Raw genomic sequence first — 14,969 nt, 5'->3', positions numbered from 1 at the left:
TTGAGCGGCTCACGAACGAAAGCCCCCGGCTTTGCCGGGGGATTGTTACTCTCTATGATGATAGGCGTGGAGCAATGCCCGCAGAAATCGTTGCTCGGCATCATCGACCGCAGCCCAGTCCAGAGCCCCTGCCTGACCCGAAAGGGCAGAATGTTCCACCAGCGCAAGGCTTCGATGATACTCCTCATGCAGCGCGTTCAGGGTTGCTAGACTTTCGGGATCTTCGGAAAAGAATCGCCGAAGTTGCCGAGAGGTTTCGCAGGGCTGAGCGTCTTCCAAAGTGAGCAAATTCAGTAAGCCAGGGTAGAGCCGAATAGCGGATGTAACCATATCCTTGTGAAGAAGGACTGCGACATAGAGCCCAAGCAAGGTACTTGGATTCTCTCGCGGGAGCTCCATCGGATGCTGCAGAAAGGCACGTAGCTGCTCCAGAGGCATCGGTTTAGCGATGGCATACCCCTGCACGAGATTAACGCCAAGTTCCCACAACACCCTCAGGATGGCAGGCGTCTCCACACCTTCGACGACAAAATCCACGCCTATTCCCTGGGCCAACACCTGGATGCTCCGCACAAACGGTAGGTCTTCGGGACGATCCTCCAAGGTACGAACGAGCTTCTGATCCAACTTGATCTCGTCGATGGGCAGATCCTTGATCCGCAGGAGGGAAGAGTAGGCACTGCCGATATCATCCAGAGCCAGCCTGACGCCTATTTCCTTGAGTTTTTGCAAATGCGCTAACGCTTCTTGTTGCTCCTGGAAATCACTTCCCTCCAGGATCTCCAGCGTGATGCGGCGGGGATCGATCGTTCCGTCAAGTACCCTTTCCTTAACGCAAGTGATGCAGAATTCTGAAACCGAGCTAGGATCGACATTCACGGATGCCCAGAGTTTCAGGCCCTGATCATCCAAAGAGCGCAGGTCTCGGATGGCTTGCTCCAAAACCAGGCGCGTCAGGGTAGAAAGTTCTTCCTTTTGGAGCTGTGGAAGGAAACGGTCGGGTTTCCAAATCTCCCCTGTCGCATCGCGGAGTCTCGCTAAGGCCTCCACTCCAACGATGCGCCCTTCCCGCAGGCTCAGGATGGGCTGGTACCAGGCCTCTACCCTTCCTTGCTTGAGCATCTCCTGGGCCGCGTTGTGCCGCAGCAGGGGTATTTCCCCGGCAATAAGCCAGGGTTGTAGACGATCTGTTTTCTGCGCCTTGATCTGATAGAGGGCCTGGTCCGCAACTCGCAACAGCTCGCGCCCTTCATCTGGATCGTCCCCATAATGGATTGCCACGCCAATGCTGAGTCCAACCCGGACCTCTTGCCCACTGTCCAGTACAACCGGCGATTGCACCGCAGCTATGATATGACGTAGGCTAACTTCTAAGTCGTCGAGCCGTTCCAACTCCTCCAAGAGGCAAACGAATTCATCACCACCCAAGCGGGCGATAAAATCCGAGGCCCGCAGGGTCTCCTGCAGCCGCCGGGCGATGGTGACTAGGACCAGATCGCCGACATCATGGCCATGGGTATCGTTGACTGGCTTAAAATCATCGAGATCGATGATGCACAGCGCAAGGAGACGCTCACGACGATTCGCTCGAGACAATGCCCGATCCAGCTCCTGATCTAGGGCACGACGGTTAGGAATATCGGTCAACGCATCGCTGATAGCCTGTGCCTTGATCTCTTCGATCAGACGTCGTTCCCGCTGTAGAGCATCCAGGTGATCTAGGCCAAAACTAATGCTTTGTCCCAGTTCCTTCAGCACATCCCGTAGTTCCGGAGTAAAGTCGGTTTTTTGGCTCAAGTGGATCCCAAAAATGCCCCAGATCTTACCATTGCGGAAGATCGGTATGACGCTGTTGGCCACTAGCCCAAATTGCCTGGCACGATCTTGCCAAAGTGCCATACTGTCATCGGAGACATAGCTGAAGGTTGGGGCTTGCTTTCGCCAGCAACTCCCCGCCGGGCCTTGGCCCTCAGGAATATCCGCCCGAGTGGAAATCCGGACCGCCTGTAAATAAACAGTCCTACCAGCTGCAGCGAGTTTTTGAAACCATCCCTGTGCATCGGGCTGGGCAATCCAAGCCAGCACAGTAGGAGTATAAGCAATTGCCAGCTCGCAGATGCGCTGCAACAGGGCCTCTGTAGAGACTTCCTGGGCAATCGTTTCATTCACCTCGCCAAGGAGCCGGTTGTACTGGGTGATCTGCTCCTGGATCTCTACCTGTCGCCGCAGTTTCTCCTCTAGACGTTTCTGTGTCGTGATGTCACGCCGTAGAACAAGCAGCCCTTCGCGCTCGCCCTGGGGACTAAAGACAGGGATCTTGCGGACTTCGAAAACGCCCAGAGTCCCGTGCGGACCGACCATGGTCTCCACCACCACGATGGGCTTGCCTGTTTGCCAGGTCTTCTCATCATTTTCCACACAGGCAAGATGGGAACCCCGAAATTCCGGATGCAGCTCGGCAAGCTCTTGGTTTGTCTTCCCCACCCACGACAAATCTTCCAGGCGGAAGAGTGCCTTGGCCGCATGGTTGATCAGTAGCCATCGACCTTGACCATCCTTCCAGAAAACGGCATCAGGGATCGCCTCAATGAGTACAGAGAGCGGTACAGAAAACTGCCTCATATGCTCCTTGGTTGTGCGGGCCACCGGCAAATCTGGTCTATCAGGGGTTTCGGACATCGGCCAGCCGCTGTCCAATGAAAAGGCCTGCGGTATACAGCGGGTTGCCGTCATACCTATCACACATTCTGTCGAAGGATCTCCGTCTTTAGTGGATCAACGAGCGTCAATCGCTGTTGAGTATTTATCGGGGTTTTTCGAGATGTTGTCAATTCTGGTGTAGGCCCAACTTCCGCGAAAGGAGTGAGCGATTTGGAGTTCAGTGGCTATGATGGGTGATTTTGGTGTCTGGATGCTCTGGGTTGCGGTTCTTTGCTATAGTTTGATTGATTGCAGCTTCGCTGTAGATGGATCTGCGGGTTTTTGATGCTGTCGGTGCGCGGTACTCATGCCTTTTCTGCGCCTGTTGGACGATCTTTCCCCTCGCTGGACAGCAATTCGCGACAAGATGTGGGGAGATGAGATTCAGCCAGTTGAGTCCTGAGCGGCGGCGTAACTGCGTTGGCGAATCTCGGTAAAGAATTCAGCCAGCGCAGCGATGGCGGCGAGTGTCGGTGCATTCAGTCGGCCATCGATCGCAAAGGTCCTCCCGGTGGCCTCACAGCGGTTGAAGATTTCCGCTTGGTAACTCGCGGCATCCGCCCGGATCGCCGGGATGCGATGTCCGCGAGCCAACCGTTTCTCGCAAGCCGTAAGAAACGCAAGATGCCCCCATGCCGGGGCCACATTTCCGGCACGAAATTCGTCATGGATCACCACCCCATCTTCCGCTAAGTGGCCGACCATCGGCAGATGGCCCCGTTCGCCTTTATATGTCCACGCGGTCGTGCGCCTCTCCGCAACAATTTGGGTTGCATCGATGTCCAGGGTATGGACCTTGCGCCCTATCTGCCGCAAGCGTCGCGCCACCATCCGCTGATTTACCCGGCTCAGACTTGCCAGACCCTTCCCACTCCCCATCCGGCGCAGCCAGTCTCCCGTCGCATCCGTACTGGGCACCCGTGCCAACGGCAGTAAGCGACGTAGAACCGAATCGCCGTGGATCATACGTAGATCTCCCAGCAAGTGGTCGCCGCCAGCCAACGTCTGGAGCAATGGAAAGCTGTGACCAAAGGCGGTGTAGGCATGGCCACTGCCGGGTGTCGGCATTTGCTGTTCGAGCCAACTCCCGAGTCCCTGCCCCAACGTAAACTCCCCAAAGAGCAAGAGCCCCGAGTGGGCGGTCATGGATTCTTCGGTTGCTGCCACCGGGAATGGCGGCACCGTTTGTGCCACTTCCTTCATCAGCCCCTCCTGCAAGTCCACCCGGTGAGCGAATCTTTCGGACGAGACTATTATACCGAAAACCCTTGTGGGTTGGGCCTTCCCAACAATTTATCGCTACGCCAACCGCGGGAATAGGGCTTCGACTGGCGGGTCTTCACCGCAACGCCTTGCTGTGATTAAACTTTATTACCTCGTTGCGGGACCTGGCGACGATGCTGATGGGCACCATGATCAAACTATATTTTCGAGGTGGAGTATCGGTGCCTAAAAAACAATGTGTTATGATCTGTTTGTGATCAAACTTTATTACCTACGAACAGATTGCGCTTTTAGGGGGGTTGAGTCTCGATGAGCAATGCACAAAAGCGTCTAGCCAAGTACACCGTTCTTCGGCACTTCCCATACCCCAACAGGGATGAGTGCGTCTCCGTTGGCATCCTGGTGTTTCTCTCCAGGGATACGGTGAGGGTCCACATAGCGGATGAGGGCGATCTGCAAAAGGTGAAGGCCATGAACCCCGGAGCTGACCTTCAGGAGATCCTGGATCTGGAGTCCGGCATACCGCAGTTTTTCCGCAAGATGCTGGGCGGCCACATGATCGAGCCAGACCCCGAGCAGATGATGAAGATGCTGGCCGAGTGCAGTACGGTCAGACCCCACGAAAGCCTCTGCAATTTCTCATATACGACCGACGACGATTATTTTTCCGTGGTGGACCGGATCATGAGGTCGCTCGTTCTGCCAACTCGCTCAGGCGATTCGGCATGGGCGGTTCGGTCTTGATATGATCCGCATTGCCTTCGCATCCGACCTGCACCTTGAGCACTACCCGTTACTGGGTGGATTTTGTGGCGATTTTGGTTCCTTGCATGGTGCTGATCTGTTGGTCATTGCTGGTGATCTGCACAGTGCGCCATCTGGCTATCACCTGTTTCTGCACAATCTGCGCAAGCGGTTCCCAAAGCTGCCGGTGGTTTTCGTCCTGGGAAATCACGAGTATTACGGCGGCAGGTTCCCCGACCGGATATCGGAGTATCGATCCATCGTCAAACACGGTGGACATGCCTGGCTTCTGGAGCAGGACTCCATGACCTTTGATGGGCTACGGATATTGGGTACTACTCTTTGGTCAGACTTTGCCGAAGGCTGGCAACTTCCAACCTGCGAGGGCCTGATTGCCGATTTTCGCGTAATAGGGCAAGAGGATGGTGGGCCGCTTCGTGCGCAAACGATTTATCGCGTGCATCAAAAGGCAGTGACGTGGCTGGACCTGTTTTTTCAGGAGCCGTGGTCTGGCAGCACACTCGTGGTCACGCATCATGCGCCAAGCTATCTCAGCCAACACCCAAGGTTTGCCAACTCCACGATTGGCGGCGCTTTTTGCTCCAACCTGGATGACCGCATCCTCGAATGGCAGCCGGATGTCTGGATTCATGGGCACCTGCACGATCCGGTGGATTACCGCATTGGCAAAACGCGGGTGCTCTGCAATCCTTGGGGATACCCAGACGAAGGGCGGGAAGCAGAGTTTCGTATTGTGGAGGTCGGTGAATGATTTGGCTATTCGCTGGTATCAGGTCCAAGAATAGATTGACCTCGATGGTAATTTTATATTGTGGTCAGTATGTGCCATGGATGATTGCTATACCAGATATGCCTGCCTTATATTGCCGGCAGGTGGTACCACCAAAGAAATTCATTGACCAGGAGGTTATTGTATGGAGCAGCAAATGAAGAAGCGGCATCGTCGCACGGCGGAGGAGCGTCTTGCGGATCTTGAGCGCCAGAAGATGGAACTTTTGGAGAAGCAGAAGGCGGCGCTTGCCAAGATCGAGGAGCAGAAGAAAAAGCTTGCGGGCAAAGGTGCTGCGGGCAAAACCAATCTCGAAAACCAGAAGCGTTTCGAGCGCGCTGTGAAGGTTATTGCTCCTGATCTCGATCATCGCCATTACATCGCCATTATTGCCGATGCGGTAGAGAGTGGCTTTGACACCGATGCCATGGCGGACCGTGGTGAGTCGCTCCTGCAAGAGCATGGCAGGGCCCGTCGTGGCCGGCGGCCACGCTCAGCGGCGTGAACGTAACGTAGTTTTCTGGAACCCGGGCGTAAGCACGATATGCCCGTTTCTGGGGAGAGCTAGGCCTGATCAAGTGTGACGTCATGCCAGACCGATCCCTGCGGGTTCCCACTTATTTTTGGCTTTCGGATATTGGGAGAGGAAATCGTGGATATTCAGTTGGTAGACCAGCAGTACCAGCAGTTACAGCAAGAAGCCAAGAGTGTGATGCAAAGCCTGCAGACGCTGGCCGGCAAGCTCAAGGCCGCGGCAGACGGCGGCAACACTGACGCTCGCGAATGGCTTTTGGACCTCAAGGAATTGGCCCTCAACATCCAGACCGAACAGCAGCAGGTAATGGCCGTCATGCAGGCCATGCACCAAGCTGTGCAGAACGACATAACATCCATGCAAGGGCAAGGTCAGCAATGGCAACCTGGCTACTCGCAGATGCCGCAGGCGCAAGGGTATGGCCAGCCAGCCATGCAGCAGGGCCAAGGTGGCGGTGGGTTCCTGTCGAACTTCCTGAACTCTGGTTTTGGCCGCGCCATTGAAATGGGTGCAGGCTTCGGAATCGGCGACGATCTCATCAACAGCATCTTCTAGTCGTAACCCCTCTGGGGTTCCTGCTTTCTCAAGCAGCACCGAACCGGCCATGTGCCGGTTTTTCTTCGTCTGGAGGGCAAAGTGGGTATATTTTTATACCCGGTTTCCGAAACCGGGTATATTTTTATACCCACCTTGCAACATTTTGTAATATTTTATAGGAAAAATACTAACGCAAGATAAAGGGAGTACAGAATGGTATAGCTCGCACGGAAAGCGGGCCGGTGGGGCCCAGGGCATCCACCAGAGCCAGGGTCATTGCGTAAAGCTGTGAATGACGTGGATCACCACCCCAGACCACGAGACCCTGGCCCTCGCGGATGGGAATGGGAGCATAGCGGTCATTCCCGTGGAGCAGGGCAGGGCGCCCGTCATGTTGTCCCAGGCGTTTTACCGTCAGTTCCCCGTCCAGGGCGGCCACGACGATCATCCCGTCTTTGGCCCGCACCGCGCGATCGACAATGAGGAGATCCCCATCATGGATGCCATATTCCAGCATGGAGTCACCAGAGACTCGCAGAAAGAAGGAAGCGTCAGGATGGGCCAGCAAGTGTTCATGTAAGTCCAGGCTGCGCTCGATGTGGTCATCGGCAGGAGAGGGAAACCCGGCAGGGATGCGGGAGAGATATAAGGACAGGGGATGATGCCCGGCGTCCGGATCAGGTCGATAGACGGTGAGTCCTACCCGGGCAAGCTTCTCAATGACCGTCTGATCGAGCATGGGAACCTCCGTTGGATCGGGGATGCTTCATTGTGACTCTGAGGCGTTGGATTTGTCGAGGTTTACCCCTCCTGCAAAGTCCGCTACTTCGGGAATTGTGGTAGAATACCGAAAAAACCTGTAGGAGGATCCATGGCCCAACGGAATTCCCGTGTTCAGGAGTGGCTAGATGTGCTTATGCCTTTGGTTAGGGATTTGATAGGGCAAAATGAGGAAGCCAAGGAAGAAGCCTCTCCTCGTCTCATGATGGAGATGTACAACATCCTTGAGTCTGGCGACCATGAAGTCCTCAATGCCCTATTTGAGACGCTCCGGGCCGATGGTCTCGTCGACGCCTGGCGTTTTTTATGGGAGGCAACAATGAGCATGTCTTGCGAGAAGGAGTACACCAATGGCAAGCATACGGCGCTTGTTGGACTCCCTCTGCTACCAGCGTGGAGAGGCACCTGTACGCCTTTGGAGCGCAAGCATCTGGCGAAAGTGCTCAAGGATGAGGGAGTGCTCGTGGGTCGAGCCAAAGTGGTGTGGTTTCCCGTACCGCAGAGCATCCATCGGTTGCGCGACACAAATCCTGTGACCTTTTTCCGCCTCAACACTCCGGATCAGACAGCGCCGCACCATTGGAAGTATTGGGTGAACTTCACTCCAGACCTGCACGTCCTGGTGGGGCGTGTTGAGCTTTCTGGTAACGGATACCTGGAGTGGCCGAATCTGGAGCGGTTGCGGCAGGCTATGGTGAAGAGTGTCGGCTGGGAGAGCAATAGCATGGGCTACATGGCGCCACTGATGAAATTCCTGGATCTCGACACGGGCGGCATGGCCGATCCGGTCGAGCAGATGATGGTGAACATGAGCCTGCATATTCGTGAAGCCCTGCGAAGCTGGATCACCGAGGACGACATTGACGTGAAGGGCTCCAGGATACTCCTAGAGGAATTGAAGGACGGCAGGATCGACGTCTATGTTCAGGTAAAAAAGCAGCCAAAGAGACGGCTTAGCCGATTGCAGCATGATGGTCCGCCAATCGACCGGGAGCGGTTTTCGCGCCATCTCATGGCGGCACTGAGTGATCTGGGAGTGACGGTGCTATGGAGTGTGTCGACAGGGGGTACAGTCCCACCAGTGAGGTTGCACTAGGAGACGTTACACCTGCTAGATCGCTTCGTGAGGGAAAGCGAAGCGCGCCAGGGTAGGGGAATCGCTTTCTTCCCTCACATAGGGTTCACATAGGGTGGTGGTTGCCTGCGGCCATCCCCTGTTCTAGAATTACCCTGTGATTGCGCCTCTGAACTGTATCGTTCTCCTTCCCCAGCCCGAAGAGAGGCTATATGCCTAATCCCGCTGAGAAAACCAATGAATTAATTGAGTATTTGAGCGGTCTTCGACATGACCGAAGGAAGGGCGACACATTGGCGATCGCAAGGGCCGAAAAAGAAATTGGTTCAGTGAAGCGTGTAAACCCTTCGGGTGGGTTGATGCTTGAGGGCATGTTGGAAACCATCCGGATGCAGAAGGACAAAGCCATTAAAGCGTTTGAATGCGCATTGAATGCTGGTGGCATGAAAGAGACGGTTTTGTGGAATTACGGTTCCAGTCTGTTAAGCCTTGGCCTCTTTGAAGAGGCAGAAAAGGTCTTTCTTCAATTGTCTGAATATCCGCAGATGCACGATATGATTTCCACCGAGTTGTTTCGTATGGGGAAATATCAGCTTGCTGGTAATTTTTCTTCCGTGAACCACCAGGAGCGGGATATTCCGGCAGCCTCAGAACGCTTTGGTCTAACGGATTCAGTGGTGTCTCGCGCTGTGCAGATTGCCGGCAATATGCTGGTCGATAGAGGCCATCTGATTGGCGGGGCCAGAATACTCGTATTGGACGACAGGATAGTACATTATGTTCTTGGATCTGTCGATCCAGAGACGCTGGCCGCGTTAGATTATGATCTGGCAGAATCATTGTTGGATCAGCACATTGATATTGATCGGTTGGTGGTATCTTTTATGGGGTTGCCATCGTGAGTGTGACACCTCAAGATTTTTTGGATCTTGCCATAGAATCTTCAGAGTTAGCCGATTCTGAAATCAATTACCGAAACATTATCTCCAGGTCGTATTATGCAATATATTCTTTGGGTATAGATGTCAGTAAGTGTATGGGGCTACCACAATTTTCCGACATTGGCTCGCATGTGGCATTGCAGGAAGCGTTCAAAACCAGTCTTAACCGTGAGTTGAAGCTCCTTGCTACTCGTCTTCGTGTAGCGCACACCAACCGGATCGTAGCCGACTATCGGCTTGATACGGAAATAACTCGGGAATTTTCCACTCAAGTGCTCACTACAAACAAGAAGATATTCGCTGACCTAAAAAATATCCAACTACAATGAAGAAACAAAACAGATGGTAGGTGTGGAACGCTTATTCTATCTCTACCGCATTTCTCTTTTTTCTTCGATCCCGCTCTAACTGTTTTTTCTTTGCTTCCTGCAGGAGTTCCATGATTGGTTTCCAGAATCCCTTGCAGAGTGTGTGGAACCGTTCTCTTTGTGGATTATTGGGCAAGTCAGACAATTGCTTTAGATCTGCCAAATTTGGGACGGTCTGCTGGTAGTCGGACAGGGTCTTGATATATTCCCTGCGTGCTTCTTTCGGCACCACGATTGGCGGGAGTCCGGAGCGTAGGATGGGTACATTGGAAAGCAGGCGTGCCATGCGTCCATTGCCATCGGCGAACGGGTGTATGCAAACAAATTCCAAATGCAGATCCGCATAGTTTTTTTCTGGGCATTGTCTTTGCGTATCCTGGCTGTTGAGCTTTTGCATCCATTCGGCCATGAGGTGTGGGACGTATTCAGGTCTTGGATACTCCCGCCATTTCTGTTTGCCGTCCTGGTCGATGTAGTTGGTGTAGTTGCTCTCCTTTTTCCAGGCTCCGACAGGCTGGTAGATGTCCATAACCACTTCGGTTTGAACGGCTTTGTGCAGAGCGGAAATCTCTGGTTCCCGAATGTGGGCATTGCGGTCGAGCATGCCATAGATCAAGTCAATCGCCCGTGCGTGGCCAATTACTTCCTCGTGGTCTTTGATGGGCTTGCCGCTGATGGTGAGTCCTTCCTCCAGAACGAAGGCGGTATCTCCCAAGGTTAGGCTATTCCCCTCCAGGGCAGTGCTGGCATGGGTCCAGAGATTGCGGATTTGCGCGAGCAGGATGTTCCGGATATCTGGATCCAGTTCGTCGGTGAACTTTGGCAAGGCATCCTCCACAGGTACTGTCCCTCACTCTGCGAGAGATTTTGCGCTTTTCTTTCCGGTTCGAGAAGCCCGGTCATCGGCAGCCAGGCTCCGCGCCATGGCCCCCTGCTATACACGAATGCGTGTGCAGCAAAGGAATCATATACCCGCATCCCCCCTCCGCTTCGCTATACCAAACCGGTGATAGCGATGAGGAGTATGGGCGATGTCGGCCATGTTACATGCGAATGTGAAGCTGTTGGGCGGCTATGCCCAGCATATCGAGGCGGAGGCGAAGGAGCGTGGTGTCTCGAAGAACGCTCTGGTGACGGATTACGCGCTTCGGGGGATCGAAGCGGCCAGGGAGCAGAAGGACAGTGACTTGCGCTCTTTTGAGCGGCGCATGGTGGCAACCATTCTGGCTGGTCGCGGGGATATCGAGGCTGTGCTGTCGGAGTTGGATACCCTGGTGGCCATGTTCGATCTGTTTGTGAAGCTGATGCTGTTGCATCTGCCGGAGCCGACGCTGGACGAGGCGGAGGCGGTGCAGTCTTCGGCGCTGACCCGGTACGACCGGTTCATCAAGCAGGTAGCAGCCACTGGTTTTGATGGGAGTCGTCCCCGTGCCATGCGGAAGATCGCGCAGCTTTTGGAGGAACGGCTTTCGTTGGAGCGGCTTCCGAACGTAGTGGATGTAGCCCCTAATGAGTGATGCCCTGCACGCCATAGACAAGGCAAAGGCGGAACAGCATGCGCGTCTGATCGAGCAGATGCGCCGGATTCTGGGTTCGGAGATTTGCGCGGTTTTTGAGGATCCTTCTGCTGTCGAAATCATGCTGAACGACGATGGGCGGGTTTTGGTCGAGCGGCATGGTCAGGGTATCACCGAGTTGACTTTGATGCCGGCGGCCAAGGCGGTCAATTTGCTGGGGCTCATGGCAAGTTACCGGGAAACCACGGTGGGGCGTGACAAGCCGATTGTCGAGGGCGCCATGCCACCGGAGTTCCGGCGGGCGCGCTTTGCGGGCTGTATTCCGCCTTTGACGCCAACGCCGACGTTTGCCATCCGGTTGCCGGCAACGAAGATTTTTACGCTGGACGATTACGTTAGTTCCGGGATTCTGACCGAAGAACAGCGCGGGAAACTCGTTGCTGCCATCGATGGGCGGAAGAATATCCTGGTGAGTGGTGGGACGGGCTGCCACGCAAAAGGACATCCTATTTTGATGGCAGATGGGTCTATCAAGCCTGTAGAGGATGTTGTGGTTGGCGATAAGGTTATGGGGCCGGACAGCAGGCCACGGACAGTTGTTCGCCTACATCGAGGCCAAGACCAGATGTACCGGATACAACCGGGCAAGGGTGATGCGTTCGTGGTCAACGCAGGACATATTCTGCCTTTAAGTGGGAAGTCCATAGTTGGAGGCAATCTTCATGAGTTGGAGATAACTGCTGAGGAAGCCTACAAGCATATATCACAACACCCACGTTCTCAACGCTTACGGTGTCTGGTTTTAGACAGCATTGCCTATAAGCTACGCCGGACAGGGATTGAGTCGTTTGGAGCATCAAAGCCGCTTATCGTGGACCCATACTTTCTTGGCGTCTTGATTGGCGATGGTTGCTTGCTCGGTTCTGTTCAGGTGACGAAATCCGACCAAGAGATTGTTGATGAGGTATACAGGCAAGCAGAGAAGTACGATTTGAAAGTGAGGGTTACTACCCACTGGAAAAATGGAAAGCACTCTTACTTCTTGGTGCAGAAAGAGGGCAAGCATGGTCGGAAAGGCGCAAACAGGCTTGTAATGGACATGCGCGCTCTTGGTTTGATGAATAAGCGGGGTTGGGAGAAGTTTATCCCATCTGAGTATAAAGCTGCCGACAGGGAGGTAAGGTTACAACTTCTCGCTGGTCTGCTTGATACCGATGGGCACTACGACCCCAACAATTCCTTTAATTATTACACGGCATCCCCGGTACTAGCCAAAGACGTTGCTTTTTTGGCTGAATCGCTTTCCTTTGGAGTTTGCATCAAGAAGTGTTTGACGAAATCCAAGAAGGCTGGCCACATGGGTTTCAGCTTGACACTATCTGGGAATCTACACGAAATACCAACGCGGATACCGAGAAAACAGGCGGATGTTCGCAAGAAAGCATCTTCCTGGAGCCGTTCAGCGTTTACCATTGAGCCGCATGGGTATGGTGAATACTATGGGTTTGAGATAGATGGTGACCATCTTTATGTGGATGGCGATTTTATAGTCCATCATAACTCAGGAAAAACCACTTTCCTGAACGCCCTGTCCGACCATATAGCAAAAATCTCTGGTTTAGACCAGCGAATTGTCATCATCGAGGACGGGCGCGAGCTTGTATGTAACGCACCCAATACGGTGCAGATGCTCACTGACCCAGACGCCGGCATCGACATGACCCGCTTGCTGAAGCTGACCTTGCGCTACCGTCCAGACCGCATCTTTGTGGGCGAGGTGCGCGACGGGGCGGCGCTGGCTCTACTCAAGGCCTGGAACACTGGCCACCCAGGCGGGCTTGCCACGCTGCACGCCAACAACCCGACCGGTGCACTCACCAGATTAGACCAGCTTTGCCAGGAAGCGGGTGTCCCATCGCAGATGCACCTGATCCAGGAAGCGGTGGACGTGGTGGTGCAGATTGCCCGTGATTCGAAAGCTCCTGCCGGGCGTCGCATATCCGACATGCTGTTTTTGGGCGAGGGGAAGATCTAGCCCGTCCCGGTTGTGGTGGTTGGTTATCTCATATCGCTTTTTCTCTTGGCTATACCAAACCGGATTCGGATTTCACTGCTTTTGAGGGGATAGACCCGTATGTATCAGTTTCTCGTACCGCCACTGCGCGTCGCCACGCCGCCGGCCATTACCGTGTCGGCCCCTCCGCCAGGACCAGACCTGTCGGGTTTCCGCAAGAGTCTGGAGACACAGCCGACACTTGCGGTGCATGGTTTTGGTGTGGCGCATGCGGCGAAGAACTTGCGAAAGGGCACGGTGACGGTTCGTGCTGCTCTTCGGCAGACCTTGCCGGCTGGCTGGAAGGTCTACAGCAAGCCTGGCGTAAGTCTGCAGTTTCCGATCGTGGTCATGGGTTCCATGGTCAAGGAGCACTGGACGCAGGCTTTGCGCGAGGAATTGCGCCAGGCAGGGCTGCACGGCGCGCTGTGGTGGAATCAGCAGATTTTGACGTTGTGGACGCCACCCGTAGAACGGGTCCCGGTTACGGTTTCTGCCGCGCCAAAGCTTGCCGGTTACCAGCAGGAGAAGCTTTCGCCAGCTTCGGCCATGCCGCAACAGGTGACAGAGCCTTTGCCGTCCTCCGGCCACCTGTCTGAATCCTTGCCGCCGAATTTCCATGTGGGACCGGCCAGCGTCGTTGCCATGCCATCTCTCGCCGGAGCCAGCCCTGTATTCGTGTTGAACCGCGGCGACCTCATTTTGACGGATCTGGAGAAGTGGGCGGAGCAATCCGGTTGGACGGTAGTGTGGCAGGTGCCGGAGGACTGGACGGTTCCGAACACCACCACTTTCAGCGGTGGCTTCCGGAAAGCGGTTTCCCAGGTCATCCAGGCGCTCTCCGCCAACGGCGCGAACGTCCATGCGGTGTTTCATACGGCGAACAATACCGTGGTGATCAGTGGCGCTGGGGGTGGGGAATGACGATGTTGGGAAAGGCTATATGTGGTATGGCGCTCGGTTTGATGATGGTTCCTGCGTTGGCGATGGCAAACGCCAACGTTGGCACCATGATCTTCATGCATTCTACTCCAATAAATCATTTTGGCAGCGTTTCTCAAGTGTCGATTGGTGCTAACAACATTGGACTGGAATCTTTTTACTTTGGAAACGAAAAGATACGAATAATCATAACGCCAACGCATCACGGGAAACGGATTCGCGGCATGCGTTACGTTCGAATCGACGTGCAAAAAAGACGACAAATGGTGTGGTCTATCCACCGCTGGATCGCCACTCCTGCCAGTCATCTGGTTTCTCTTGGGGATGGTTATCGCTTTGGCATAGTGGTTACTCACAATCCTCCAGGCAGCATAGCGCATCCAACAGGGAAAAATACGTCATGACTGCGATAAGTGGAGTGACCGTTCACCAGCCCATCACACAATGTACTGGCTTTAACCCAAAGCTGGGTGTCATGTTTTTCCTGTTCTTTCCAGAAACGTACTGACTGAAGGAAATCAGCAGAATGCAAGTCTTTCATTACATTTATATCGTCTGGAGCAGCTATGTTGGTGGCTGCAGCCTGTCCAAATTTGCTAATCATATGAGATACGCATTGGTTGGATTTGGCGCAAGCGTTGTATTTGGAATGGTGACTGGCGCAACCGGAGAGGGAAATCGCAATGACTGTTGCGGTGGAGCTGATGAGATAACGAATAAAAACTTTCATGGGGACAATCCTTTGATCTATGCAATGTGGTTA

The 14,969-nt window shown here is 54.2% G+C and carries 16 protein-coding genes; 11 read left to right on the top strand and 5 right to left on the bottom strand.

Annotated features, from left to right (window positions below):
• Nucleotides 1-45: 45 nt before the first annotated feature.
• Together M5D89_RS11445 and M5D89_RS11440 are read right to left on the bottom strand one after the other, a co-directional pair.
• On the bottom strand, nt 46-2,622 hold the full coding sequence (locus M5D89_RS11445) for an EAL domain-containing protein (RefSeq protein ID WP_248885929.1): 2,577 nt from the start codon (nt 2,620-2,622) through the stop codon (nt 46-48).
• A 462-nt stretch (nt 2,623-3,084) separates the two neighbouring features.
• Complete coding sequence (locus M5D89_RS11440) at nt 3,085-3,903, bottom strand: transposase (protein WP_248885928.1); 819 nt, start codon at nt 3,901-3,903, stop codon at nt 3,085-3,087.
• Nucleotides 3,904-4,233: 330 nt separating this feature from the next.
• Here M5D89_RS11440 and M5D89_RS11435 point away from each other — a divergent pair, with 330 nt between their 5' ends.
• The 4 genes from M5D89_RS11435 to M5D89_RS11420 all read left to right on the top strand — a co-directional run bounded on the left by M5D89_RS11435 (nt 4,234) and on the right by M5D89_RS11420 (nt 6,548).
• Nucleotides 4,234-4,668, top strand: a complete 435-nt coding sequence (locus M5D89_RS11435; protein WP_248885927.1) for a DUF3037 domain-containing protein — start codon at nt 4,234-4,236, stop codon at nt 4,666-4,668.
• Between the two features lies 1 nt (nt 4,669).
• Complete coding sequence (locus M5D89_RS11430; RefSeq protein ID WP_248885926.1) at nt 4,670-5,440, top strand: metallophosphoesterase; 771 nt, start codon at nt 4,670-4,672, stop codon at nt 5,438-5,440.
• A 163-nt stretch (nt 5,441-5,603) separates the two neighbouring features.
• Nucleotides 5,604-5,963 (top strand): hypothetical protein, encoded by a 360-nt coding sequence (locus M5D89_RS11425; protein ID WP_248885925.1) that lies wholly within the window; start codon nt 5,604-5,606, stop codon nt 5,961-5,963.
• A gap of 147 nt (nt 5,964-6,110) precedes the next feature.
• Entirely contained in the window at nt 6,111-6,548 is a 438-nt protein-coding gene (locus M5D89_RS11420) for a hypothetical protein (protein WP_248885924.1), read from the top strand.
• Nucleotides 6,549-6,717: 169 nt separating this feature from the next.
• On the opposite strand, the gene M5D89_RS11415 is transcribed toward M5D89_RS11420, so the two are convergent.
• On the bottom strand, nt 6,718-7,269 hold the full coding sequence (locus M5D89_RS11415) for a LexA family protein (RefSeq protein WP_248885923.1): 552 nt from the start codon (nt 7,267-7,269) through the stop codon (nt 6,718-6,720).
• Nucleotides 7,270-7,401: 132 nt separating this feature from the next.
• Between M5D89_RS11415 and M5D89_RS11410 the strand changes: the two genes are divergently transcribed.
• The 3 genes from M5D89_RS11410 to M5D89_RS11400 all read left to right on the top strand — a co-directional run bounded on the left by M5D89_RS11410 (nt 7,402) and on the right by M5D89_RS11400 (nt 9,655).
• A complete protein-coding gene (locus tag M5D89_RS11410) occupies nt 7,402-8,406 on the top strand; it encodes a hypothetical protein (protein ID WP_248885922.1) in 1,005 nt (334 codons plus the stop codon).
• 191 nt (nt 8,407-8,597) lie between these two features.
• Nucleotides 8,598-9,287 carry a tetratricopeptide repeat protein gene (locus tag M5D89_RS11405; RefSeq protein WP_248885921.1) on the top strand — a complete coding sequence of 230 codons (690 nt, stop codon included), beginning with the start codon at nt 8,598-8,600 and terminating at the stop codon, nt 9,285-9,287.
• A complete protein-coding gene (locus M5D89_RS11400) occupies nt 9,284-9,655 on the top strand; it encodes a hypothetical protein (protein ID WP_248885920.1) in 372 nt (123 codons plus the stop codon). The genes M5D89_RS11405 and M5D89_RS11400 overlap by 4 nt, the downstream gene beginning before the upstream one ends.
• Before the next feature lie 31 nt (nt 9,656-9,686).
• Here M5D89_RS11400 and M5D89_RS11395 read toward each other — a convergent pair whose 3' ends face one another.
• Nucleotides 9,687-10,520 carry a Fic family protein gene (locus tag M5D89_RS11395; protein ID WP_248885919.1) on the bottom strand — a complete coding sequence of 278 codons (834 nt, stop codon included), beginning with the start codon at nt 10,518-10,520 and terminating at the stop codon, nt 9,687-9,689.
• A gap of 205 nt (nt 10,521-10,725) precedes the next feature.
• On the opposite strand from M5D89_RS11395, the gene M5D89_RS11390 reads away from it, so the two are divergent.
• The 4 genes from M5D89_RS11390 (at nt 10,726) to M5D89_RS11375 (ending at nt 14,610) form a co-directional block, all read left to right on the top strand.
• The gene (locus M5D89_RS11390) at nt 10,726-11,211 is read left to right on the top strand and encodes a hypothetical protein (RefSeq protein ID WP_248885918.1); all 486 of its coding nucleotides are present in this window, start codon (nt 10,726-10,728) and stop codon (nt 11,209-11,211) included.
• Entirely contained in the window at nt 11,204-13,246 is a 2,043-nt protein-coding gene (locus M5D89_RS11385; RefSeq protein ID WP_248885917.1) for an ATPase, T2SS/T4P/T4SS family, read from the top strand. Before M5D89_RS11390 ends, M5D89_RS11385 begins: the two co-directional genes overlap by 8 nt.
• Nucleotides 13,247-13,345: 99 nt before the next feature.
• On the top strand, nt 13,346-14,188 hold the full coding sequence (locus M5D89_RS11380; RefSeq protein ID WP_248885916.1) for a toxin co-regulated pilus biosynthesis Q family protein: 843 nt from the start codon (nt 13,346-13,348) through the stop codon (nt 14,186-14,188).
• Nucleotides 14,185-14,610, top strand: a complete 426-nt coding sequence (locus M5D89_RS11375) for a hypothetical protein (protein ID WP_248885915.1) — start codon at nt 14,185-14,187, stop codon at nt 14,608-14,610. Before M5D89_RS11380 ends, M5D89_RS11375 begins: the two co-directional genes overlap by 4 nt.
• On the opposite strand, the gene M5D89_RS11370 is transcribed toward M5D89_RS11375, so the two are convergent.
• A complete protein-coding gene (locus M5D89_RS11370; RefSeq protein WP_248885914.1) occupies nt 14,559-14,936 on the bottom strand; it encodes a hypothetical protein in 378 nt (125 codons plus the stop codon). The genes M5D89_RS11375 and M5D89_RS11370 overlap by 52 nt on opposite strands.
• Between the last annotated feature and the right edge of the window lie 33 nt (nt 14,937-14,969).

The organism is Acidithiobacillus acidisediminis, from assembly GCF_023277115.1.
GTDB classification, from domain to species: domain Bacteria; phylum Pseudomonadota; class Gammaproteobacteria; order Acidithiobacillales; family Acidithiobacillaceae; genus Igneacidithiobacillus; species Igneacidithiobacillus acidisediminis.
The sequence above is the reverse complement of the archived record's forward strand: the minus strand, read 5'-3'. Positions and strand labels throughout refer to the sequence as shown.

Coding starts and splice junctions, on each gene's coding strand:
- M5D89_RS11445 (WP_248885929.1), bottom strand. CDS start 2,622: ATGAGGCAGTTTTCTGTACCGCTCTCTGTACTCATTGAGGCGATCCCT.
- M5D89_RS11405 (WP_248885921.1), top strand. CDS start 8,598: ATGCCTAATCCCGCTGAGAAAACCAATGAATTAATTGAGTATTTGAGC.
- M5D89_RS11435 (WP_248885927.1), top strand. CDS start 4,234: ATGAGCAATGCACAAAAGCGTCTAGCCAAGTACACCGTTCTTCGGCAC.
- M5D89_RS11415 (WP_248885923.1), bottom strand. CDS start 7,269: ATGCTCGATCAGACGGTCATTGAGAAGCTTGCCCGGGTAGGACTCACC.
- M5D89_RS11380 (WP_248885916.1), top strand. CDS start 13,346: ATGTATCAGTTTCTCGTACCGCCACTGCGCGTCGCCACGCCGCCGGCC.
- M5D89_RS11385 (WP_248885917.1), top strand. CDS start 11,204: ATGAGTGATGCCCTGCACGCCATAGACAAGGCAAAGGCGGAACAGCAT.
- M5D89_RS11375 (WP_248885915.1), top strand. CDS start 14,185: ATGACGATGTTGGGAAAGGCTATATGTGGTATGGCGCTCGGTTTGATG.
- M5D89_RS11440 (WP_248885928.1), bottom strand. CDS start 3,903: ATGAAGGAAGTGGCACAAACGGTGCCGCCATTCCCGGTGGCAGCAACC.
- M5D89_RS11410 (WP_248885922.1), top strand. CDS start 7,402: ATGGCCCAACGGAATTCCCGTGTTCAGGAGTGGCTAGATGTGCTTATG.
- M5D89_RS11430 (WP_248885926.1), top strand. CDS start 4,670: ATGATCCGCATTGCCTTCGCATCCGACCTGCACCTTGAGCACTACCCG.
- M5D89_RS11370 (WP_248885914.1), bottom strand. CDS start 14,936: ATGAAAGTTTTTATTCGTTATCTCATCAGCTCCACCGCAACAGTCATT.
- M5D89_RS11425 (WP_248885925.1), top strand. CDS start 5,604: ATGGAGCAGCAAATGAAGAAGCGGCATCGTCGCACGGCGGAGGAGCGT.
- M5D89_RS11390 (WP_248885918.1), top strand. CDS start 10,726: ATGTCGGCCATGTTACATGCGAATGTGAAGCTGTTGGGCGGCTATGCC.